The following is a 21,450-nucleotide window of genomic DNA, read 5'->3' on the forward strand; positions in this document are numbered from 1 at the left end:
GTCTCAGGGCGTCTTACGCTCGATGTCGTGACAAAGAATCCCTTGATAGCCCCGTCCATCCTGTCCGCCGACTTCGCCCGGCTCGCCGACGAAGTGGCCGCGGTGAAAGGAAAACCCGGGCGCGGCGCGGATTGGCTGCACGTCGACGTCATGGACGCGCACTTCGTGCCGAACCTGACCCTGGGATTACCGGTCGTACGGTCGCTCCTGGCCACCACCGACATACCGGTGGACTGCCATCTGATGATCGAGAAGCCGGACCGGTGGGCGATCGGCTACGCGGAAGCGGGTTCCTACAACGTCACGGTGCACGTCGAGGCCGCCGAAGACCCGATCATGCTCGCGAAGAACCTGCGAGCCGCCGGCGCGAAGGCGGGGTTGGCGATCAAACCGGACACGCCTTTGGAGCCGTACCTCGGCGTGCTCGAACACTACGACACCCTGCTGGTGATGTCGGTGGAGCCCGGCTTCGGCGGGCAGAAGTTCATCGCCGACGTCCTCGACAAGGTGCGCAAGGCGCGGACGATGGTGGACACCGGCCATCTGAACCTGGTGGTGGAGATCGATGGTGGCATCAACGCCGACACGATCGAGCAGGCTGCCGAGGCCGGGGTCGACTGCTTCGTTGCCGGTTCCGCCGTCTACGCGGCCAAGGATCCCGCACGGGCCGTGGAGGGACTGCGTGGCCAGGTGGAAGCCCTTTGGCCACGGTGACCTGACCGAGGCCGGGCCGGGGCGGGGTCTCGGAGTCCGAGACCCCGCTTTCACACTCCGAGCATCCGCCGGAGATCCGGGGCGTGGCGCCGTGAAACGGGAACCAGTTCAGGGGAACGGGAATCCGTGATCAGGAAGAGTTCGCCCTTGATGCCACGTTCCAGCTCGGCCACCCGGCGAAGGTTGACCAGATACCGCCGGTGCACCCGGCGGAACCCATGCGGTGTCAGCATCCGCTCCACGTTGTCCAGGCCGCGGGTAGCGGCCTGGATCCTGCCTCGTTCGGTGACCAGCCAGACGATGTTCCGGTCGGCTTCGGCATAGCGGATCTCCGACGGAGCCAGGAGGACAAGCCTGTCCTTCCGCATCCCGATGACACAGCGCGGCAGTGAACCGACCACGTCGCCGGAACTTCCGTCGTATGCCTCACCTTCTTGCACGCCGAACGCGCACAGCAGGCCCACCACGTGGTTCGCGTCGACGACGGAACGCAGGGTCAACGAGGTGGACTCCTCGCCGGGGCACACCGGCAGCCGGGCGTAGCCGCTCCACTGTGGACTTCCCTGCGCCTGTTTCCTGGCCCACCGCACCACGTCGGGAAGCCCTGGAATGTCCGGGGTCCAGCGCTCCGCCGGTTCGGTCGCACCCGCGACGATGGGCGTTTCGCCGGTCAGCCCGAGCAACGCGACGGCCGATTCGTTCGCGGCGATGATGTTCCCGCCGCGGTCCATCGCCAGGAAGGAGCCACCGGCCTGAGTGGATTCCTTGGTGAATTCGGCGATCACCTTGTCCGCCTCGTAGATCGCGCGCCGATAGATTTCCTGCTCGACACACGCGACCGCTTTCGTCAGCCACGGCGGCACGAACTTGGACAGCGACGCGTTCCAGCGGGAGATGTTGATCGACGCGACCGGTGCGCCGGTCACGATGTCGCGAATCGAAACGCCCGCGCACGCCCACTGATGAAAGGCCTCGCACCAGTGTTCCGGCCCCGTGACCGTCACCGGGCCGGACACTTCGAGCGAAGTCCCCATCCCGTTCGTACCGGTGCATTCCTCCGACCACGAGGACCACGGGGCGAGGTTGTGCAGCTCGGCTCGCCGCCGGGCGGAGGGATCGCCCCAGGCGCCGAGGACACGCCCGTCGCCGTCCGTGACGGTGACGACGGCGCCGTCCTGTTCGACTTCCTGGCCGGCCAACGCACCGAGACCACCCAGCGCCGTGAAGATCACGCCGTTGTCGGCCCGCTGGGCTTCATCGCCTCGCGCTCCCGGAGCGACGTCCAGTCTCCGGTCCACTTCGTACCGATCCCGGCATCGATACCACGACGCGAGGATTTCGGGCCGGACACCCGTCTCGATGTCCTCTCCCGAGGCGAAGTTCTCCCACGCACGAGCCACTTCTCTCGCCGATGAGGTGGTCACCAGCGAACCGTCGGCCACGTGGTCACGTCTGCCGGGCCGACTCGATGCGATCACGAGCGGCGGCACTCTCCCGGTCATCGCGACCTCCTTGTCGCCGGCGCACCGGGGTTTCCTGGTACCGCCGGGCGGTGGCAGAGGAAACAAGGTAACCCGATGCGACACGAGATTTCAATACAACTTCTTATCGTTAGGAAACGTTGTTGTAGAACCACCTGATCGGCGGGTCACGCCGGCACGGGAGGTACCCAGCCGACGGGCACGTGAACCCCGGCTACGGTTAACCGTCGGCAAATTGTCGCCCAAAGCGATTCACGATCGATCGTCCGGGCATTTCCCGAATACGACGCCACCTCGATGAATTCGCATACCTGCGGCAGAAGACCGGAAACATTTTCACTTATCGCGAGGCTAGGCAAAGGTGCGGTGCGGGGTGAACGTGGCCTCCAACCGGCGACACACCTCCAACCCATGCGTCACAGTCACCTGCCCCGCACCACCGAGACAGGTTCGCCTTACCGGCGATGAATAGAGATACACGATTTCCCGGCGCGGGAAACGCATCGACCGCTGATGTACCGACGGCCACCGCCGGTCCTCGCTTCACGACCGTTCGTAGGGCGTTCACTCGCACTCGTCCCAGGCAGCTTGCCCTGGAATCCGGGAAAAGTTTAGCTTGCGGCGGCACCGGTCGGGCCTATGCCGTCCGGTGCCGACACCAGACCAAAGGCGGTCTCAGATGACACAGGTACGCCGGCCCGAGCAGGCCGCCCACAGTCGCGGAGGCACGACTGTGCGTGAGGCATGGGAGCGGTTCGCGCGCGGTGAGGACGACCTCCGCGGCGTGAGGCCGGAGATCGCGATCTCCTGGCACCGGTGCCGTGATCAGTACGGCGTCGACCCGTGCCTCACCGAGGCCCCGGCGGCCGTCGCCGAGGTCGGCCATGCGCTGGAGCACGACGTCGTGATCGCACAACTCGGCTTCCGCGCCGCCTCCCTGGCGCACGAGGTCAACACCCTCGGCGGCATCGTGACCATCACCGACGCCTCCGGCCGGGTATTGGCCCAATGGGGTGATCATGCCACGCGCACCGTCGCCGCCGACGCCAACCTGGCGCCGTGGTTCTGCTGGGCCGAGGGCGCCGCCGGGACGAACGGTATGGGGACCGCGCTGATGTCCTACGCCCCCGTGCTGATCCGCGGCGCCGAGCACTGGTGCGCGGCCTTCCACGACTGGACCTGCGCCGGAGTGGCGGTGCGGGACGTGGTGACCAGGAAGCCGATCGCGGTGCTCAACATCTCGTGCTGGCGCGGCGAACTCCCCGCCGCCGTGGGGACTTGGCTCGGCAACGCCGCCACGAAGACCCAGCGCATCCTGCGCCAGCACGCCAAGGACGACGGCGCCGAACTGATCGCCGCCTTCAACCACGGCAGGTCGGGCTCGCGGGCACCGCTCGCGGCCGTGGACCCCGCCGGCCGGGTCGTGCTCGCCGACGACACCGCGGGTGTGCTCCTCGGCATCCCGGGCTCCACGCCGGCACCCGATCCCGCGGTCCGCTGGAAACCGGAACTGCCGGAGTTCATCCGGGCGGCCGAATACGCCGCCGGGCAGGCTACGCGCAATCCCGGCTGGTCCGGTTCGACGCAGATCCGCACCCGGCTCGCCAACGAGCCGACGTCGATCAGCTTCCGGCCGGTCTTCCTGTCCGGTCACCTGATCGGGAACATCGTCGCGTTCGGTGTGTCCGAAGGGGAGCCGGTGCACCGGGCGGTCGAGGACACCCCTCTTCGCACACAGCCGCATCGGATGGTCGCGACGCGCGAGAATCGCATGGTCCTGCTGCGGCTCCCCGAGGTCTCCTTCGCGCAGTCGGACGGCAACGACGTGTGGCTGTCCACCGACCAAGGACTGTTGCGATCCGCCTCGCCGGGTCTCGACCGGCTCGAAACCGAACTGAGCGATTCCGGGTTCCTCCGGGTGCACCGCCAGTACGTGGTGAACCTCAGCCGGATCCGGGAGGTAGAACGGCGCTACAAGGGCGAACTTTTCCTGGTCATGGACGACCAGGAACAGACCATGGTGCCGGTTTCCCGGCGGAACGCGCCGATGGTGCGCCGGGCACTGGAGATCTGACCGGCGCGACCCGATCAGCCTCGGTACCGGTGCACGTCGCAGACGCAGTACATGAGGCGGCACTCGAAGCACTCGGGCTTGCCCACGCACGTGATACAGCGCCCACAGTGCACCGGTTCGGTGTGCCGCGCGACGTCGTCCGGTCCGTAACGCTCGCCGCAGTACAGGCACGGCAACCGCTCCTGGCGGGCCATCGTCGGCTGGTTCATCGTTTCACCTTGACTTCCGTCGCCCGAAGCACCGAAACGGTGGCCGGGTCGCCGCGGCGACCCGGCCACCGGCCGGTACCTCAGTGAAGATCCCCTGTCACAGGGAGAAAACGATCAACGCGGCGCCATGCCCCTGACCGGACAGCCCGGGGACGATCCCTTCGAGCCAGCCACCCCAGCCGACCGGCACCGCGACATGCTGCTTGCCGTCGACGACGAAGGTGCTCGGGCTGCTGTGGTGACCGCTGCCGCACTGGAAGCTCCAGAGCTTCTCCCCCGTCTCCGAGTTCAGCGCCAGGAACTCACCCGAAGGCGTGCCGGCGAACACCACGTTCCCCGCGGTGCTGAGGGTCGAGGCGGCCATCGGCATGTTGTTGAGCCGGTGACGCCACTTCTCCTCACCGTGGGAATCGAACGCGCTGACCGATCCGGCCATGTTGTCGATGTCGACCTCGACGGCGGCACCCCAGTAGGGCATGCCCTCCTTGAACTCACGACGACGCCGGGTGGCGGTGGCGCCCACGTCGGCGACCGGGACGTAGAACAGATCGAGGTCCGGGTTGTACGACGCGTGCGTCCATTCCTTCGCTCCGGCTGGGCCGGGGAAGAAGTGGCAGGGCTCGCCCTCCTTGTCCGGGTACTTCCGCGGAGTCACCTTGCCGTCGCGGGTGATGACTCCCCAGTCGATCCGGTCGACGAACGGCGTGACGTGCTGCAGCTCGCCATTGGTGCGGTCGAGGACGAACATGTACCCGTTCTTGTCGAAGTGGGCCAGCAGCTTCTTGCCGTCCCGCTCGAACAGGGTCATCTCCATGGTGGAGTCGTAGTCCCACAGGTCGTGCGGGGTGAACTGGTAGTGCCACTTGATCTCGCCGGTGTCGACGTCCACCGCGACCACGCTGTCGGTGTAGAGGTTGTCCCCTTCACGGACCTCGCCGTCGAAGTCGGGAGCCGGGTTGCCGGTGCCCGCGTAGTAGAGGTTCAGCTCCGGGTCGTAGGTTCCGGTGACCCAGTGGTTCGCCCCGCCGCGCTGCCAGGCCTCGCCGTCGTCCGGCCAGGTCTCCGAACCGGGCTCACCCGGCTTCGGCACGGTGTAGGTGCGCCAGCGCTGTTCTCCGGTCTCCAGGTCCCAGCAGTCGATGTGCCCGCGGACGCCGTACTCGCCGCCGGCGGAACCGGTGATGAGCGTGTCCTTGATGACCAGGGGGGCGATCGAAGCGCTCTCGCCCGCCCGCACGTCGCCGATGGTCTTCTGCCAGACCTTGCGGCCGTTGGTGGCGTCGAGCGCGACCAGCTGGGCGTTCTGGGTCACCATGTAGACCTTGCCGTTGGCCACCGCGCAGCCGCGGTTGACGTTGGCACAGCACAGCGTGACGTCGATGGGGATGGCGTGCTTGTAGCGCCACAGCTGCTCGCCGGTCTTCGCGTCGAGCGCCCAGAGCCAGCCGTCCCAGCCGGTGACGAACATGACGCCGTCGACGACCAGCGGGCAGGCCTCGAAGGCGTAGGTCGAGGTGGAGGCGATCATGCCGGTCGCGCTCGCCTGGAAAATCCAGGCGACCTTCAGGTTCTTGACGTTGTCGGCGTTGATCTCGTCGAGCAGGCTGTGCCGCTTGCCGTCGTAGTCGCCGTAGTAGGTGATCCAGTTGTGCGATTCGCTGCGCGCCTGGAGGATGCGCTCGTAGTTGACGCCGCGCGTCACGTCCGGCGCACTGTGCGGCAGGTTGGAGAGCTGACTGTGGTCGAACGCCTTCCCGGCGTCGACGTATTCGAGAGTCATGGTGATTCCTGCCTTTCTACGGCCGCGGCTGGGCGGGTCGGTCGAGCTTGGCTTCCGGCGGGACTTCGCCGGTCACGACGATGGCGGCGGTCAGGCCACGGCCCTCGTCGTTACCCGCCGGCGAGCCGTACCAATAGCAGCCGGGGCCGTCGAGTTCGAGCGTCGCGGTGCCCTTGGAGTGGTTCAGCAGGCCGATGAACTGCTTGTCGCCGTTGCTGGGCAGCAGACAGGCGTGGGTGTTCTTGTCGTCGTTGATGATCGTCAGCTCGAGAATTCCGGCGTGCGGCAGGATCAGCACCCCCGGTTCCCACGTCATCGCGTCCTCACGGATCCGGATGGTCGCTTCCATTGTCCCGTCGGCACGCTCGGTCGCCTTGGCGATCGTTCCGGACCCGAGCACGGCTCCGATGGTGGCCCTGTTCTGTCCGCCGATCTCGGCCAGGAGATCTTCTCGTTCCTGGGCAATCGTCATCGGACTTCACCTCCTCGTCAGCAGGAAATGCCTATTTCGATAGATTCGCTGAAATATCGCTCACCCGAAAACTCGACGTTCTCGTATTCAGCGCTTGATCTGTGCAACGAGTCCGAACCCTACCTCCGGGAAAGTCGTTCCGATATCCATTGCCTCCGACCGGCCCGATTCCGCCGTTCGCCCGGCGACGGGTACCGTTCGTGCGAAACTCCTTGGCACGGAGGGAATTCCAGCCAGTGGACATCACTGCGGACCGAACCGGTCGAGTTCCATGACCTTGCCCCATGCCGCGATGAAATCCCTGACGAACTTCCCTCCCGCGTCCTCGCTCGCGTAAACCTCCGCAAGCGCCCGCAATTCGGAGTTCGAACCGAAAAGGAGGTCGACCCGGCTCGCGGTCCACCTCACTTCGCCGCTGCCTCGATCACGGCCCTCGTAGACCGCCGTCCAGACGTCCTTGTGCCGTCTCGGCGCCCACTCCGTCCCCATGTCCAGAAGGTTGACGAAGAAGTCGTTCGTCAACACCCCCGGCGACGAGGTAAGCACCCCCATCGAGGAACGCCGGTGGTTGGCTCCGAGCACCCGGAGCCCGCCGATCAGCACGGTCATCTCGGGCGGGGTCAACGTCAGCAGATTCGCCCGGTCGATCAGCAAATGCTCTGGGGCCGCCCGAAAACCGTCACCCAGGTAGTTCCGGAAGCCGTCCGCCTTCGGCCGCAACGCGCCGAACGACTCGACGTCGGTCCATTCCTGGGTCGCGTCGGTGCGCCACGGCCGGAACGGGACCTCGACCTCGTGACCGCCGGCCGCGGCGGCGTGTTCCACCGCGGCACACCCGCCGAGCACGATCAGGTCGGCCAGCGAGATCCGCTTGTCCCCCCGCTGGGATTCGTTGAACCGCCGCTGGATCGCCTCCAGCGCGGACAGCACGACAGCCAGCTGCTCGGGCTCGTTGACCGCCCAGCCGCACTGCGGTTCGAGCCGGATACGCGCCCCGTTCGCCCCGCCGCGTTTGTCGCTGTCGCGGTACGTCGAAGCCGAGGCCCACGCCGTCGTCACGAGCTGCGCCACCGTCAGACCGGAGCCGAGGATCTCGCGTTTGAGCGAGGCGATGTCGCCGGTGTCCACCGGTTCGTGGTCCATCTCCGGTACCGGGTCCTGCCAGATCAGCCGTTCGGCCGGGACGAGCGCCCCCAGGTAACGCCGGATCGGGCCCATGTCGATGTGGGTCAGTTTGAACCACGCCCGTGCGAAGGCGTCCTCGAACTGATCCGGGTGCTCCAAGAAACGTCGCGAGATCAACTCGTAGACCGGGTCCTCCTGCAATGAGAGGTCCGTGGTGAGCATGACCGGGTGGTGTTTCGTGTCCGGGTCGAAGGGGTCCGGCACGGTGCCCTCGCCCTGGCCGTCGCTCGGGATCCACTGCCACAGCCCCGCCGGGCTGAGCTCGACGTCCCACTTGTACTCGAACAGCGTCTCGAAGAACGTGTGGTCCCATTGGACCGGCGTGCGCGTCCACATCCCTTCCAGCCCACTGGTGACCGTGTCCGCCCCGACGCCGCTGCGGCATCCACCCATCCAGCCGAGCCCCTGATCGGTGAGGGGCGCGGCCTCGGGCTCGGGACCACCGGTCACGTTCGGATCGGCCGGGCCGTGCGTCTTTCCGAATGTGTGCCCGCCCGCGATGAGCGCCACCGTTTCCTCGTCGTTCAGGCCCATCCGCTTGAAGGTCTCCCGGATGTCGCGGGCCGCGAGCACCGGGTCGGGATTGGTGGCCGGGCCCTGCGGATCGACGTAGATCAGCCCCATTTCGGCGGCCGCCAGCGGCTCGTCGAGTTCGTGCAGGCCGCTGTGGCGTTCGTCGGCGAGCCACTTGCGTTCCGGGCCCCAGTACAGCTCGCCGGGTTCGCACACCTCGACCCGGCCACCGCCGAAGCCGAAAGTCTTGAACCCCATGGATTCCAAGGCCCGGTTACCGGCGAAGACCATCAGGTCGGCCCAGGAGATCCTGCGTCCGTACTTCTTCTTCACCGGCCACAACAACCGGCGGGCCTTGTCCAGATTGCGGTTGTCCGGCCAGCTGTTCAACGGGGCGAAGCGTTGCATCCCCGCGCCCGCACCACCTCGGCCGTCGCTGACGCGGTAGGTACCCGCGGCGTGCCAGGCCATGCGCAGCACGAGAGGTCCGTAGTGACCGAAGTCGGCAGGCCACCAGTCCTGCGAGGTCGTCAGCACTTCGTCGATGTCACGCGCCAGTTCACCGAGATCCAGCGTCTTGAACTGCTCGGCGTAGTCGAAGTCCGCGAAGAGCGGGTCGTCCTCGGGCCGACGCCGGCGCAGGGCCGTCAGGTCGACCCGATCCGGCCACCAATCGTTGGCGTCGCCGCCTGCCGCCGGATGATTCCGCCGCCGGGCCCGCCGGGTCTCGCCCAGGACCTTGTCGTAGGTCCGGTAGACGTGGGTATCGGGATTCTCGGGCATCGTCGCCTCCCCAAAGCCATCGCCGCCTTGTCATCGGAACGGCCACACCGCTCAACCGAAGACCAGTGGCAACAGGATCGCGGCGCCGAGCAACGAGATCCCGCTGAACAGGTCGGACCGGATCCGGACGACCTTGGCGGCCATCCTCCCGACGTACAGGCCGGCGAACGACATGACCACTGTCATCGCGCCGAACGTAAGCATCGGGACCACGAGGGAGAAACCGGCGATCCCCAGCCCGGCACCCGCGATGAAATTGTCGACGGTCAGCGAAAGCGGCATTCCGAACAGGGTCACCCATGGATGATCCATGTCTTTCGGCTCCGGATGACGGATCGCTCCGATGATGAAGTACACGCCGTACAACCCCAGCGCCGCCGCCCCGATGTACTCGGCCCAATCCCCGAGGAAATCGCCCAGATAGCTACCGAGGAATCCGCCCAAGAGCGGCCCCACCGCGTCCCACATCCCGAAGACCAGTGCGACCTGCAAGGCGCGCCGCCAGCCGAACGGAATCGTCCCGATGGCGATCGAGGAGCGGAAGTTGTCGAGACTGAGTCCGAAGGCGAGAGCGAGCAGTGGCAGGAATTCAAGAGACATCTGAACCACCTCGAAAGTACAAGCAGGGTGACCACGGAGAGCGAGCCGGAAAACGGTGTGATTCTCGATGGCCGGAACTCACAACCCACGGGGAGCTCGTGACTTCGCCGGTGGACTGTCGAAAGGCGTGACGCAAGGCCCCTCGGGACCGAGTTTCCGGTCCGGGGCCTTGCGTCAACGCCGGCGTAGCCGGGAAGCAGGCTTTCGGGTACCTGCCGCGACTACGGGAAAACGAACGGCACGGGCCCTGGAGCCCGGCCGTCAGCCACGGTAGAAGTAGCCGGTGGCCTCAGCGCACACCTCGACGACCGTGTACTCCGGAGTTTCCCACTTCATATTTCCTCCTAGCTGTTGACTACGCCCGGCGACGGGGCGAACCGGGCATTCGTGATCCGCGCAAACTCGAGGACCAACTCACGAAATTTCGCGGCCATGAAAGAGCATCCTCGTTTTAACGAAGCCGGTGCAACCGACCTTGAACCACTGGGTGGCAACCGGTGCCGAACGGCGTCCTGAAGCCCACGAACGGGACGGGTGGGTGCACGGACGGACGCGGCACTCGACCGTCCCACCAGGGTCTCGGCGAAGTCGCATGGCCACCGGCCAGCGTCGCTCTTGGTGATTCGAAGCGGATATCGCGGGCCCTCCGGTCACGAGTGGCGATTCAACTTGTCCGAGAAGTGCCGGGGGCGGTGGCCGGTCCTCTCGTGGCCGCCTCCGATCGTGTCGCGAAAGCCACTTTCGGGACATCACACGTCGCGAAAGTGGCTTTCGCGACACGCGCCCCCTGACCATCCATCAGCGACCGGTCAACCGCGGCCATAAGAACTTCACCTTGACCTATAAGGCTTTTCGATGACGATCGGCCGATTTCCGATCCGCCGGTCCACGACTCCGGGATTAAACTGCCGACGTGCGAATCTACCTTGGCTCCGATCACGCCGGACTCGAACTCAAGAACCACTTCGTCGAAAGGCTCTCCGCGCTCGGCCACGAAACGATCGATGTCGGGCCGTCCGTCTACGACGCGAACGACGACTATCCACCGTTCTGTGTCGAGGCGGCACGGCGCGTCGTGGCCGACGAAGGCAGCCTCGGTATCGTCATCGGCGGCTCAGGGAACGGGGAACAGATCGCCGCGAACAAGGTGCCCGGCGCACGCGCCGCGCTGACCTGGAGCGTGGACACCGCCAAGCTCGCCCGGCAGCACAACAACGCGCTGCTGGCGGGTATCGGCGCCCGGATGCACACGGTCGAAGAGGCCGAAAACATCGTGGACGCGTTTCTGACCACCGCGTTCGAGGGCGGACGGCACCAGCGCAGGATCGACCTGCTGTCCGGCTACGAGAGCACCGGTGAAGCGCCCACCCTGCCAGGAAACTGAACTGAAGGCCCCCTTCCCTCAGCTGAGCCGAGGGAAGGGGGCCTTCACGCGGAACGGCCTCGGCTCAGCTGCTGTTCGATCTTCTCCCAGAGGCCGTCGTCGGCGGAGACCTCGCCGCCCGCGTCACGGACGGCCCACGCCGTGGTGACGACGGACCGCAGCAGCTCGTCGTCGCCGACCGTATTCGGCAGACGGGACAAGGCATCCGACGTGAGTTCGGAGCCGGCCCGCAGCGGCGTTCCGGGCGCGAGCAGCCCGCTCAGGTCGGCGGCGACGTAGGTCGGACGCGCGGACGGCTCGGCGAAGGCCAGATCGCGGAGGCGGGAGGCGCCGCTCAGGACGAAGAGCGAGTCGAGGCCGGCCGAGTTGGCACCCTCGATGTCGGTGTCCAGCAGGTCCCCGCACACCAGGGTCTCGGAGTGAACGGTACCGAGCCGGTGGCGCGCCAAGTCGAACAGGTCCGCTCGCGGTTTGCCCACCACGTAAGGGGATGCGCTGGTTGCGGTCCGCACCAGGGCGACCAGTGCCCCGTTGCCGGGCGCCCGCCCGTACGACGTGGGCAAGGTGAGGTCGACGTTCGTGGCCACCCAGGTGGCTCCCGCGTCGGCGAGCCTGCCCACCGCCGCCAGCTCCCGCCAGGTGACGTCGGTTCCCAGCCCCTGGACGACGGCCTCCACCGGCGCACCGTCGAGATCCGCTTCGCGGACCGGGGTCAACCCGGCCTCGGTGAGCGCACGGGCGACACCCGGACCGCCCACCGCGAACACAGGCGTCCCCCGCCCCAGAAGCTCCGCCAGATATGCCGCGGCCGCCTGCGAACTGGTGACCACCGACCAGCCCCGCGAGGCGACTCCCAGCCCGCGGAGATGGTCGCTCACGTCCTCGGGCGGACGAGACGCGTTGTTGGTCGCGAACACCACCGGAACGCCTCGCGCCGTCACGCGGTTCAAGGTCTCCACCGCGTGGGGAACGGCCGAGGGGCCGCGGTAGACCACACCGTCGAGGTCGCAGATCAGGCCGCGGTACCGCGTGATCAGCGGATCGTCCCCGGTGTTCTCGCCCGTCATGCCCTCCGGCGCCCCTCCTGCTCGCGCCGAACGGCGTGCGGGCGCTCGGACCGCACCGTCCGCACCGTCTCCGGCTTCGAAGACATCACCAGGGACTGTGTGACAACGCGGCCCGAGTAGTGCTGCACTCCTCGCAACAACTCGCTTCCGGTCACTCCCGTGGCGCAGAAGTGGATGTTCTCCCCGCCCACCAGGTCTTCGGTGTGGAGGACCTTCCCGTCCGGCAGCCGGGCTTGCAATGAGCCACCCGAACAGGTCAGGGCGGCCGCGGCGACGACCCCCTCCGCCGCTCCCCCGGCGCCCAGCAGGATGTCCACCGGGCTCTCGGGCCGCGCCACCGCGACCGCGCCGGCGACGTCACCGCCCTCCAGCAAATGGACCCGCGCGCCCGCGTCGCGGATCTCGTGGACCAGATCCCGGTGCCGTGGGCGGTTGAGCACGGCGACGACGACGTCCGAGACGCGGATGTCCTTGGCCTTGGCGACCGCTCGCAGGTTCTCCGCCACCGGGCGGCGGATGTCGACGACGTCGACGCAGTCGGGACCGACGGCCAGCTTCTCCATCGAGGCGACCGACGACGGGTCGTACAACGCGCCCCGCTCGGCCACCGCGATCGCCGACAGGGAGTGCGGCACGTCCTTGACCGGTGAGAGCGCACCGTCGCCCGCGGTGATGGCGACGTCGCATACCGGGCCGTCCCCGCTCCCGACGTCCTCGCCGGCGAACAGGACCGGCGTACCGCCCGTCACCACGACGCCGCGCATCCTCACCGACCCGATGAGTTCGCGTATCGCATGGGTGGCGGCGGCTTTGGCGCTGTTCTCGTCCCCGAGCCCGACCCAGCCACCCGCCGCGATCGCGGCCGCCTCGGTGACGCGCACGAGTTCGAGCGCGAGAGCCTGACCGGAGCCCTCGATCGCCGCCCCCGAACTGCCGGGGATGTCCCATTCCTGAGTTTTCATCGTTCTCACTTCACTCGACCGAGCAAGGAAACAGCGCCGCGGGCGGCCGGCCCGGATGTCCGCGTGGCCGGACCGGCCGCCCTTCAAGCGGACGCGAACCGCATCAGCGGGCGGCGGCGTTCGCGACCGCTCGTTCGGAGAGCGCGTTCTGGGCGGCGACCCGGTTGCCTTCGTCGCCTCGCCAGGCCTCCAGGGCGGGCCCGACGAGCGCCCGTCCGAAGGAGTAGGTGAGCTCCCAGGGAAGCGGGTCGAGTTTCTGCATAGCCCCAAGGTGCTGCGTCGCCACCTCGGGACTTTGCCCGCCGGAAAGGAACGCGATCCCTGGCACGGACGACGGCACGGTCTCCCGCAGGGTCTCCACCGTCGCCTGGGCGACCTCGGCCACCGTGGGCCGCTCCGGACTACCGGTCCCGGCGACCACCATGTTCGGCTTGAGGACGATACCGTCGAGCCGCACCCTCATCAGGTCGAGTTCCTCGAACAGCGACTCCAGTACGGCCGTGGTCACCTGACGGCACCGCTCCAGCGAGTGGTCCCCGTCCATCAGGACCTCGGGCTCGACGATCGGCACCAGGCCGGCCTCCTGGCAGAGACCGGCGTACCGCGCCAGGGCGTGCACATTCGCGCGCACCGCACGGGCCGAGGGCTCGTCCTCGCCGATCGTGATCACCGCCCGCCACTTGGCGAACGTCGCGCCGAGCCGCACGTAGTCCGTCACTCGTTCACGCAGGCCGTCGAGGCCCTCGGTGATCTTCTCTTCCGGCGATCCCGCCAGCGGCTTCGCTCCCGTGTCGACCTTGATCCCGGTGAGAATCCCGATGTCTTCGAGGAATTCCGGGAACGTGCGCCCGTCGCCCACCTTCTGGTGGAACGTCTCGTCCGCGAGGATGATCCCGCTGATGGATTCCGAGAGCCGCGGAGTCGTGACGATCAGTTCCCGGTACACCCGGCGGTTTTCCGCGGTCGCTTCGACGCCCACCTTCTCCAGCCTGGCGGACATCGTCCCGATGCTCTCGTCGGCGGCGAGGATACCGCGACGGTCGGAGACCATCGTTCGCGCGATCTTGTTCAGGGCTGACATCTATTGTTGCTCCTCCTGTATCGGACACCGGATGGTGTGACATTTCCGCGAGCGGTCTGAATCAGGTCATCGATCCGTGTCCGTCGCCCGCCAAGCTGGGCTCTCGCGAGTGCTTGCGCTTCCGCCAGTCGACCGTCCTCGGTTGCTGCCCCGGCACGACGACCGGCGGTATCGGGCTGCCCTTGGACACCGCGATCTCCAGGAGTTCCTTCGCGTGGTCCGGGAGACCCCGGCGTTCACTCCAAGTCGCGTAAATGGGTTTGGCCGGCATCTCCTGGTCGACGGTCACCAGATGCAGTCGCCCTTCCGCGAGTTCGGACCGCACGGTGGAGACGTTCAGCACGGTCACCCGGCGGCTGGTCGCGACCGTCTGCTTGATCGCGGCGCTGGAAGGGAATTCGACGTAGCCACGCGGGACCCGTGCGGTTCCCAGCAGTTCGTCGGTGAACTCGCGCAGCCCCGAGCCGCGCTCGCGCAGCACGAGCGGAGCGGCCGCCAGCTCTTGCACCGTCAAAGGGCTGTTCCTCGTCACCCATGGGTGCTTCGAGCCGACCACCACGGCCAGCTTGTCGTCGCAGATGTACCGGCTCATCAGGTCTTCACGGGACTGTTCCCGCCCTTGCCCTCCGGCATGGCACCAGCCGTCGATGAACGCGAGATCGGCGTGGCTCGCGCGGATCAGCCGGTGCAGTGTCTCCACGCTGCCCGTCTGAACCTCGACGCGCGCCTCACCGAACGAAAAACCCGAACGGTTCAGCCATTCGGGGATCAAGTGCTCGGAAACCGCCGGGCTTCCCGCGATCCGGAGCCGTTTCGCGCCGGATGACCTCGCCCCGGAGCCGAATTCGAGCAACTCCCTCGCCGCCTGCATGACATTGCGCGCGTACTTCGCCAGCATCTCCCCGTCTTCGGTGAGCTTCGATCCGGCGGGAGAGCGCTCCAGCAGCTTGAGTCCGAGGCGCCGTTCCATCGCGCTGATCCGGATACTGGCGGCGGGCTGGGAAAGGCTGTGCGCTTGCGCGGCCTTTCCCACGCTCCCGTGGCTTTCCACCGAGAGCAGCAGATCGAGGTCTGCGAGCTGAGGCATCTTTGACGGAAGGACCACGGTTTCACCTCTCATTCCGGACTTCGTCGTGCTGTCGCGTTCGAATCGCACGGGACGCCGGGAATGTGCCGACCGCCACCGGCGCCCCGTGCTGTGGATCGAGCCTGCGGGGCGCGGAGCACGTGGTCAATCCGTCCGGCACGAACGCCCGGCACCCGAGAACGAACGGTGTGCACCAGGCCACTTACGGGCCGAACCGGAAGCCAGGACTGGTGTGAACAGGCTCACGCTCCCTTTCGTGGCAGCGAAGACCCCATTCGTCCTCGATCCACCGCCGTTCGTTGTCGCGGGTCCCGTCAGAGAGCCGCGTCACACGCCCGCGCGGCGCGGATGAGGAGGAGTTCGGCCCGCTCCTCCCGGACGGCCTTCAGCACCTCGTCCGGGAGCAGTCCGCTCTCCAGCGACGCATCGGTGTCCGCCGGCACGCCGTGCGCGTCGTCGGTGAACCGGGGATAGAGCGCGCGGGCGAACGCGAGCAAGAACTCGGGCTGGGCGGTGGACGGCAAGCCCTTCAGCCACTGCCAATAGCGGTCCGTATACCGGGTGAGCAAGGCTTCCTGCCCCGGCTCCCGCAACCCCGCCATGACGGCCTTCTTTTCCGCGAGCGAAAGGTCGTCGCCGGACAACCGCGCCCACGCCTCGTCCTTCGCCGCGACCGTGGGGCGCACGGCTTCCACCATCAAGGTGTTCCGGCGGCCGCTGTCCCCCGGATCGGCTTCCCGCGCGACGTCCAGCAGCCTGCCGACGTCGCCTCCGATCGCCGCGAGCCGGAACAGGCTCCGCCACCGGAGGTCCAGGTCCACTTCCAAGCCGGCCCAGGGAGACCGTCCGCGCACGATCTCCTTCAGCAGACCGTGACCGCCGGTCCGCACGACCTTCACGAGAACACGGGCGAACACCAGCTGCCGATCACCACCCGGCGCGGCACTCGCCAGCTGCACGCGGACGCGATGCGTCAGGGCTTCGAGCGCCCGGTGCCGTTCGAGGGGATCTCCGTAGACCCGAACCGCCTGCACGGCGCGCTCCAGAAGCGCCTCCAGAACGCCGTCGTCGTTCTCACGTACGCCGTGGGTGAGTACGGCCGACGCGTAGCTCCGTGCGGGCAATCGCGCGTCGAGTACGTCATCCCACAGCGCTCCCCACACGACCGCTCGCGTCCGTCGGTCGTCCACTGTGGACAGAGCACGCAAGGCCGTCCGGCGGGATCGCGGATCCAGCCTGACCTTGACGTGGCACACCGCGTCGTCATTGGGCACCAGCAGGTCCGGGCCGCGGAATACGGCGAGTCCCACTTCGGGCCCGCCGGGGGTGAGCACGACGGGCACGCGCCGCCGCAGCACCAGCTTGCCGTCGTGGTCGTCGAAGGCGGCGACGCGGAGCTTCAGGTGACGCGGCCGGACGTCCGGATCGGGAAGCTGTACCAGCCGGTCACCGGCGGCGAGCCGGGACACCTCGACCGTGTTGACACCCGGGCGCAGCAGCCATTCGTCCACCCAGCGATCCAGATCCTCGTCCGACACCTGTCGCAGCGCCGCCACGAAGTCGTCGAGGGAGGCGTTTCCCCACGCGTGTGCCCGCAGGTACGTCCGCACCCCGGCGACGAAGGTGTCCCATCCGAGGCGCCCGGCGAGGTCGCGCAGGACGGCGGCGCCTCGTTTGTAGACGATCGGGCCGAAGTTCACCCTCGCGGCGTCGGTGTCGACGGTTTCGACCCGGATCGCGTGGCTGGTGGGCAACCGGTCGGCGTGCCGGGCCACCGGCAGGGCGTGGTGCGCGTACGCGGTCCAGCCTTCCCCGTACCGCGTCGCGTCGCGCTGCGCGACGATCGACATCAGCTCCGCGAACGCCTCGTTCAGCCACAGGTCGTCCCACCAGCGCAGGGTCACATAGTCGCCGAACCACATATGCGCCATCTCGTGCAGCAGCACCTCCGCCCGCCGCCGCCGGTTGTCGTCGGTGACCCGGTGCCGGAACAGGAACCGCTCGTTGAGCGTGACGCAGCCAGGGTGTTCCATGCCGCCGAACGCGTATTCGGGCGCGAAGACGTGGTCGTACTTGGTGAACGGGTACGGCAGGGCGAACAACCCGCTGTAGAAGTCAAGGCCGCGGCTGATCACGTCGAACAGCTCGGGCGCGTCCGTGACGAGTTCTGCGAAGAGCGACTCCCGCGCGTACAAAGCCAGCGGAACTCCGCGGTGATGCGAGTTCAGCCGGCGGAACGGTCCGACGGCGAAGGCCACCAGATACGGCGGCAGTGGTGGCGTGGGTTCGAAACGCCACACCGTCCGCCCGTCGGCCGCCCGCGACTCGATCAGGCCGGCATTGGCGACCACCACCGCCTGGTCGCAGGCGGTGACGGCCAGTTCGACCGTGGCTTTCAGATCAGGCTGGTCGAAACAGGCGAACACCTTGTGCGCCGCGAAAGGCTGGAATTTGGTGTGCAGGTAGACGCGGCCGTCGAGCGGGTCGCGGAACCGGTGCAGCCCCTCACCGGTTCGCGAGTACGGAGCGGTGCCCGCCACCCTGACCGTGTTCGCGCCGGGCCGCACCTCCAGCCGGACGCGCGTCCCGTCCTGTGCCTCCGGCCCCAGCGCGCGGCCATTGCACTCGACCGACTCGACCGTTCCCGCGAAGTCGAGGAAGACAGGGCCGCTCCCGGTCCCGGCCTGGAAACGGACCACCGTACTCGTCGCGAACGCCCGCTCCCCCAGCGTCACGTCGATGTCCACTGTGTACTGGACGCCGAAGATCGCGGCGGAGCGCGCCGCGGCTTCGTCCCGCGTCAGTTTGCTTCCGGCAGCGACACGACTTCCGGCGGGCATGCGGTCATCGCCTTCGCGCCGAGACGGTCGGCCGTCGGTAGACGAGCTGCTCGCGGATCACCTCACCGTTCCCCGCGGCGTCCTCCTGATTGGCCCGGACGAGGGCAGCCTGGACCAGGTGGTGGTCCGGCGAGTGCTGGCACACCGGATCGGTGCGGCCCGCGTCCCCGGTCAGCGCGAACGCCTGGCACCGGCATCCGCCGAAATCCAGCTCCTTGCGCGGACAGCCGCGGCACGGATCGGGCATCCACTCCGTGCCGCGGTACGCCTCGAACGCGGCGGATTTCGTCCAGATCCACCCGAGGTCGTGGTCGCGAACCGAGGAGAACTCCATCGTCTTGATCTCCGCCGCGACGGGGCACGGGTAGACCACGCCGTCCGGCGCCACGGTCAGCGCGTTCTGTGCCCAGCCGCCCATGCACGGCTTCGGATAGGGCTCGTAGTAGTCCGGCAGGATCCAGAGCATTTCCATCCGCTCGGCCAACTCGGCCTTCCGGCGTTCGTAGACGCCGACGGCCTCGTCCAGCTGGGACTTGCTCGGCATCAGCAACTCGCGATTGCGCAGAGCCCAGCCGTAGTACTGGCTGTTGGCGAGTTCCAGCCGCTCGGCGCCCCATCTCACGCAGACGTCGATGATCGCGTCCAGCCGGTGCAGGTTCAGCCGGTGCAGGACCACGTTCATGTTCAACGGCAGCCCGGCGTCGCGGATGATGCCCGCGGCCGCTTCCTTCTTGTCGAAACGTTTGCTCGCCGCGACCAAGTCCGTCGACTCGGCGGCGTCCCCCTGGATGCTCAGCTGGGCGCTGTTGAGGCCCGCCGAGACGAGCGACTCCGCCCGTGCAGCGGTCAGCCCGAGGCCGCTGGTGATCAGGTTCGTGTACAGGCCACGACGGCGGCACTCGGCGACCAGCGTCTCCAAGTCGCCGCGGACCAGGGGTTCACCGCCCGAGAAGTGGACCTGGACGACGCCCAGCCCGGCCGCCTCGCCGATCACCCGCACCCATTCGTCGGTCCCGAGCTCGTCCTCCCGCTCGCGCAGTTCCAACGGGTTCGAGCAGTAGACGCAGTGCAGCGGGCACCGGTGCGTGACTTCGGCCAGCAGGCCGTACGGCTGCGGGGTGCCGTTCATGTGACCACCACCCAGCCCCGGCCGCTCGCGTCACGGAGGAACGTCATCACGTCGTTCATCAGATCGGTCGCCTCGAACTCATGCTCGAGCTGCTCGACCAGCTGCCGCACGGTCCTGCTGCCGTCGCACAGGCCGAGGATCGCCGCACCGGACTTGTTCAGGAGCACGACCCGCTCCGGCAACAGGAGAAGCTCCACGTCGCGGACGCTGTCGTGCTTGAGCATCGCCTTCGTCGCCAACCGGGGGGTGGCCGCCAGATCGCTGTCGTCCATCACGAGCCCTTGCCGTACGCGAACTGCACGGCGTCCAACAGGCTCCACAAGACATCGCATTTGAACTCCAGGGCTCGGGCGCACGCGTCCTGCTGTTCCCTGGACCTCGCGTTCTCCAGCACCAGCTCGAGCAGATGCGCGATGTCCTTGGGCTGCTGGGTCAATCGCGCCCGGAAGTACTCCAGGCCCTCCTCGGCGATCCACGGGTAGTGTTGCCGGACGTCGGTGATCCGCCTGCTGAGCAGATCCGGCGCGAACAGTTCCGTCAGCGCCGACGCCACGGACTCCAGCCACGGCTTCTGCCGACAGAAGTCCACGTAGGCGTCCACCGCGAACCGCACTCCGGGCAGCACCGTGTCGACGTCGAACAGTTCTTGGCGGGTCAGACCGACCGCCTCGCCCAGGCACACCCATTTCTCGATGCCGCCTTCGGTTCCTTCACGCCCGTCGTGATCGATGATGCGCTGAATCCACCGGCGGCGGTCCGCCCTGCCGGGGAGCTTGGTCAGGATGAACGCGTCCTTCACCGGAAGGTTCATCTGGTAGTAAAAGCGATTGCGCACCCAGCCACGGAACTCTTCCTCGGTCAGCGTTCCCGAATGCATCCGTTCGTTGAACGGGTGCAGATGGTGGTACCGCTTCTCCCCGATCGACCGCAGCCGTGCTTCGAACTCCTCCGCGGACCAAGCGTTCATACTTCCACCTCCAAGCCTGCTCGACCGACCTCGATGCCCAGGCTCGTCAGCCACCGCCGCTCGCTGGACCCTTCGTCGAGAATCGGGTTCGTGTTGTTGATATGCGTATAGATCTTCCGTTTCGCCGGAAGCGCCGCCAGCGCCCGGGCCGAACCGTCGGCACCGCTGACCGGCAGATGCCCCATGGACCTTCCGGTCCGGTTTCCGGCACCCTGGCAGGACATTTCGTCGTCCGTCCAAAATGTCCCGTCCAGGAAGACGCAATCGGCCGAGGCCACCTGCTCGGCGAACTTCGCGTCCCATCGGGGCAGCGTCGGCGCGTACACGACGGTTCCGCCCGTCACCTTGTCCTGCAGACGGAAGCCCACCTCCCACTCCGACGAGTCGCGATGCGGCGAATGCCGCGACCTCCCGACGTAGCGCGGCGCCTTCGAACCGGTCAGGAAAGCGGTCACCAGCAGTCGCTCGTCCAGCTCCAGCGGTCTGCCGATTTCGAGCAGCGACCAGGAAAGATCCGCGTAGTCGCTCAGCAGCTCACGGACCGGGAACCACGAACTCAGCGCCTCCAGTACGGGGTAAGTCCCATAGACCTTCAGCGACGACTCCTCACGCAACATCAGCAGGCCGATCGTGTGATCGAACTCCGCGTCGGTCAGGAGCACACCGGCGACCGGCGTAGCCCGGATCTCCGGCCCAGGATGCAGGACGGGATCCGCCGCGATCTGATGGTGGACGTCCGGGGTCGCGTTGAGCAGGAACCAACGCTCACCGTCTCCGGAAACCGCGATACCGGCGTGCATCGTCGCGACCTCGGGCTTCGCCCGGGCGGTACGGCATCCGGCGCATGCGCAATTCCACTGCGGAAACCCACCGCCTGCCGCCACTCCGAGGCAATGAACGAACACGCGTCCTCCCTCGAATCCGACCCCTGGCAGCGGCCGTGACCTGAACTCGGTTTGTCTTCGCCCACCTTCTTCGTCCACGCCGGGCCTGACAATCGATCGCGCACGACCGGCGTCGAATCACTGACGAACGGCGACCCTGCCGCCACGAGCGGATCGTGGTAAGCCGCCGCTCCGCGAACAGGTGTCCCGGGCCCACGGAACCGCGCCTCCGGGTATG

General features: G+C 67.5%; 18 protein-coding genes. 3 read left to right on the top strand and 15 right to left on the bottom strand.

The features are described 5' to 3' along the window. The first annotated feature begins 42 nt into the window (after positions 1-42). Positions 43-714: a ribulose-phosphate 3-epimerase gene (rpe, locus tag ACIBTM_RS46275; RefSeq protein ID WP_395883480.1), complete on the top strand. Its 672-nt coding sequence runs from the start codon at positions 43-45 to the stop codon at positions 712-714. Positions 715-764: 50 nt separating this feature from the next. Here the strand turns inward: rpe and ACIBTM_RS46280 are convergent, their stop codons facing one another. After that, entirely contained in the window at positions 765-2,216 is a 1,452-nt protein-coding gene (locus ACIBTM_RS46280) for a LytTR family transcriptional regulator DNA-binding domain-containing protein (RefSeq protein ID WP_395883462.1), read from the bottom strand. 658 nt (positions 2,217-2,874) lie between these two features. Here ACIBTM_RS46280 and ACIBTM_RS46285 point away from each other — a divergent pair. After that, positions 2,875-4,269: a LytTR family transcriptional regulator DNA-binding domain-containing protein gene (locus tag ACIBTM_RS46285; protein WP_395883463.1), complete on the top strand. Its 1,395-nt coding sequence runs from the start codon at positions 2,875-2,877 to the stop codon at positions 4,267-4,269. A 14-nt stretch (positions 4,270-4,283) separates the two neighbouring features. Here the strand turns inward: ACIBTM_RS46285 and ACIBTM_RS46290 are convergent, their stop codons facing one another. The 5 genes from ACIBTM_RS46290 to ACIBTM_RS46310 all read right to left on the bottom strand — a co-directional run bounded on the left by ACIBTM_RS46290 (position 4,284) and on the right by ACIBTM_RS46310 (position 9,811). Next, entirely contained in the window at positions 4,284-4,478 is a 195-nt protein-coding gene (locus tag ACIBTM_RS46290) for a recombination activating protein 1 (protein WP_395883464.1), read from the bottom strand. Between the two features lie 97 nt (positions 4,479-4,575). Further along, complete coding sequence (locus tag ACIBTM_RS46295; RefSeq protein ID WP_395883465.1) at positions 4,576-6,258, bottom strand: PQQ-dependent dehydrogenase, methanol/ethanol family; 1,683 nt, start codon at positions 6,256-6,258, stop codon at positions 4,576-4,578. A 16-nt stretch (positions 6,259-6,274) separates the two neighbouring features. Next, positions 6,275-6,730, bottom strand: coding sequence for an MSMEG_3727 family PQQ-associated protein (locus tag ACIBTM_RS46300; RefSeq protein ID WP_395883466.1), 456 nt, complete (start codon positions 6,728-6,730; stop codon positions 6,275-6,277). A gap of 243 nt (positions 6,731-6,973) precedes the next feature. Next, complete coding sequence (gene katG / locus ACIBTM_RS46305) at positions 6,974-9,211, bottom strand: catalase/peroxidase HPI (protein WP_395883467.1); 2,238 nt, start codon at positions 9,209-9,211, stop codon at positions 6,974-6,976. Between the two features lie 51 nt (positions 9,212-9,262). Continuing rightward, positions 9,263-9,811, bottom strand: a complete 549-nt coding sequence (locus tag ACIBTM_RS46310; RefSeq protein ID WP_395883468.1) for a manganese efflux pump MntP family protein — start codon at positions 9,809-9,811, stop codon at positions 9,263-9,265. Between the two features lie 913 nt (positions 9,812-10,724). Here ACIBTM_RS46310 and ACIBTM_RS46315 point away from each other — a divergent pair. Beyond that, a complete protein-coding gene (locus tag ACIBTM_RS46315; protein WP_395883469.1) occupies positions 10,725-11,195 on the top strand; it encodes a ribose-5-phosphate isomerase in 471 nt (156 codons plus the stop codon). Between the two features lie 44 nt (positions 11,196-11,239). Here the strand turns inward: ACIBTM_RS46315 and ACIBTM_RS46320 are convergent, their stop codons facing one another. The 9 genes from ACIBTM_RS46320 to pqqB form a co-directional block, all read right to left on the bottom strand. After that, positions 11,240-12,262 (bottom strand): HAD-IIA family hydrolase, encoded by a 1,023-nt coding sequence (locus tag ACIBTM_RS46320; RefSeq protein ID WP_395883470.1) that lies wholly within the window; start codon positions 12,260-12,262, stop codon positions 11,240-11,242. After that, a complete protein-coding gene (locus ACIBTM_RS46325) occupies positions 12,259-13,224 on the bottom strand; it encodes a fructose-bisphosphatase class II family protein (RefSeq protein ID WP_395883471.1) in 966 nt (321 codons plus the stop codon). The genes ACIBTM_RS46320 and ACIBTM_RS46325 overlap by 4 nt, the downstream gene beginning before the upstream one ends. Positions 13,225-13,327: 103 nt before the next feature. Continuing rightward, positions 13,328-14,305: a class I fructose-bisphosphate aldolase gene (locus ACIBTM_RS46330; protein WP_395883472.1), complete on the bottom strand. Its 978-nt coding sequence runs from the start codon at positions 14,303-14,305 to the stop codon at positions 13,328-13,330. A 61-nt stretch (positions 14,306-14,366) separates the two neighbouring features. Further along, entirely contained in the window at positions 14,367-15,410 is a 1,044-nt protein-coding gene (locus ACIBTM_RS46335) for a LysR family transcriptional regulator (RefSeq protein ID WP_395883473.1), read from the bottom strand. Between the two features lie 296 nt (positions 15,411-15,706). After that, positions 15,707-18,232, bottom strand: coding sequence for an aminopeptidase N (gene pepN / locus ACIBTM_RS46340; protein WP_395883474.1), 2,526 nt, complete (start codon positions 18,230-18,232; stop codon positions 15,707-15,709). A gap of 4 nt (positions 18,233-18,236) precedes the next feature. Next, a complete protein-coding gene (pqqE, locus tag ACIBTM_RS46345) occupies positions 18,237-19,361 on the bottom strand; it encodes a pyrroloquinoline quinone biosynthesis protein PqqE (protein WP_395883476.1) in 1,125 nt (374 codons plus the stop codon). Further along, positions 19,358-19,633, bottom strand: coding sequence for a pyrroloquinoline quinone biosynthesis peptide chaperone PqqD (pqqD, locus tag ACIBTM_RS46350; RefSeq protein WP_395883477.1), 276 nt, complete (start codon positions 19,631-19,633; stop codon positions 19,358-19,360). Before pqqD ends, pqqE begins: the two co-directional genes overlap by 4 nt. Then, positions 19,633-20,328 carry a pyrroloquinoline-quinone synthase PqqC gene (gene pqqC / locus ACIBTM_RS46355; RefSeq protein WP_395883478.1) on the bottom strand — a complete coding sequence of 232 codons (696 nt, stop codon included), beginning with the start codon at positions 20,326-20,328 and terminating at the stop codon, positions 19,633-19,635. The genes pqqD and pqqC overlap by 1 nt, the downstream gene beginning before the upstream one ends. Next, positions 20,325-21,233 carry a pyrroloquinoline quinone biosynthesis protein PqqB gene (gene pqqB / locus ACIBTM_RS46360; protein ID WP_395883479.1) on the bottom strand — a complete coding sequence of 303 codons (909 nt, stop codon included), beginning with the start codon at positions 21,231-21,233 and terminating at the stop codon, positions 20,325-20,327. Before pqqB ends, pqqC begins: the two co-directional genes overlap by 4 nt. Positions 21,234-21,450 lie beyond the last annotated feature (217 nt).

The organism is Amycolatopsis sp. NPDC049868 (genome assembly GCF_044461365.1).
GTDB lineage: Bacteria > Actinomycetota > Actinomycetes > Mycobacteriales > Pseudonocardiaceae > Amycolatopsis.

What these genes read in the sequence shown, in the direction of transcription:
- ACIBTM_RS46280 (WP_395883462.1), bottom strand. Translation starts at nt 2,216, where the DNA reads ATGACCGGGAGAGTGCCGCCGCTCGTGATCGCATCGAGTCGGCCCGGC.
- ACIBTM_RS46285 (WP_395883463.1), top strand. Translation starts at nt 2,875, where the DNA reads ATGACACAGGTACGCCGGCCCGAGCAGGCCGCCCACAGTCGCGGAGGC.
- ACIBTM_RS46290 (WP_395883464.1), bottom strand. Translation starts at nt 4,478, where the DNA reads ATGAACCAGCCGACGATGGCCCGCCAGGAGCGGTTGCCGTGCCTGTAC.
- ACIBTM_RS46295 (WP_395883465.1), bottom strand. Translation starts at nt 6,258, where the DNA reads ATGACTCTCGAATACGTCGACGCCGGGAAGGCGTTCGACCACAGTCAG.
- ACIBTM_RS46300 (WP_395883466.1), bottom strand. Translation starts at nt 6,730, where the DNA reads ATGACGATTGCCCAGGAACGAGAAGATCTCCTGGCCGAGATCGGCGGA.
- katG (WP_395883467.1), bottom strand. Translation starts at nt 9,211, where the DNA reads ATGCCCGAGAATCCCGATACCCACGTCTACCGGACCTACGACAAGGTC.
- ACIBTM_RS46310 (WP_395883468.1), bottom strand. Translation starts at nt 9,811, where the DNA reads ATGTCTCTTGAATTCCTGCCACTGCTCGCTCTCGCCTTCGGACTCAGT.
- ACIBTM_RS46320 (WP_395883470.1), bottom strand. Translation starts at nt 12,262, where the DNA reads ATGACGGGCGAGAACACCGGGGACGATCCGCTGATCACGCGGTACCGC.
- ACIBTM_RS46325 (WP_395883471.1), bottom strand. Translation starts at nt 13,224, where the DNA reads ATGAAAACTCAGGAATGGGACATCCCCGGCAGTTCGGGGGCGGCGATC.
- ACIBTM_RS46330 (WP_395883472.1), bottom strand. Translation starts at nt 14,305, where the DNA reads ATGTCAGCCCTGAACAAGATCGCGCGAACGATGGTCTCCGACCGTCGC.
- pepN (WP_395883474.1), bottom strand. Translation starts at nt 18,232, where the DNA reads ATGCCCGCCGGAAGTCGTGTCGCTGCCGGAAGCAAACTGACGCGGGAC.
- pqqE (WP_395883476.1), bottom strand. Translation starts at nt 19,361, where the DNA reads ATGAACGGCACCCCGCAGCCGTACGGCCTGCTGGCCGAAGTCACGCAC.
- pqqD (WP_395883477.1), bottom strand. Translation starts at nt 19,633, where the DNA reads ATGGACGACAGCGATCTGGCGGCCACCCCCCGGTTGGCGACGAAGGCG.
- pqqC (WP_395883478.1), bottom strand. Translation starts at nt 20,328, where the DNA reads ATGAACGCTTGGTCCGCGGAGGAGTTCGAAGCACGGCTGCGGTCGATC.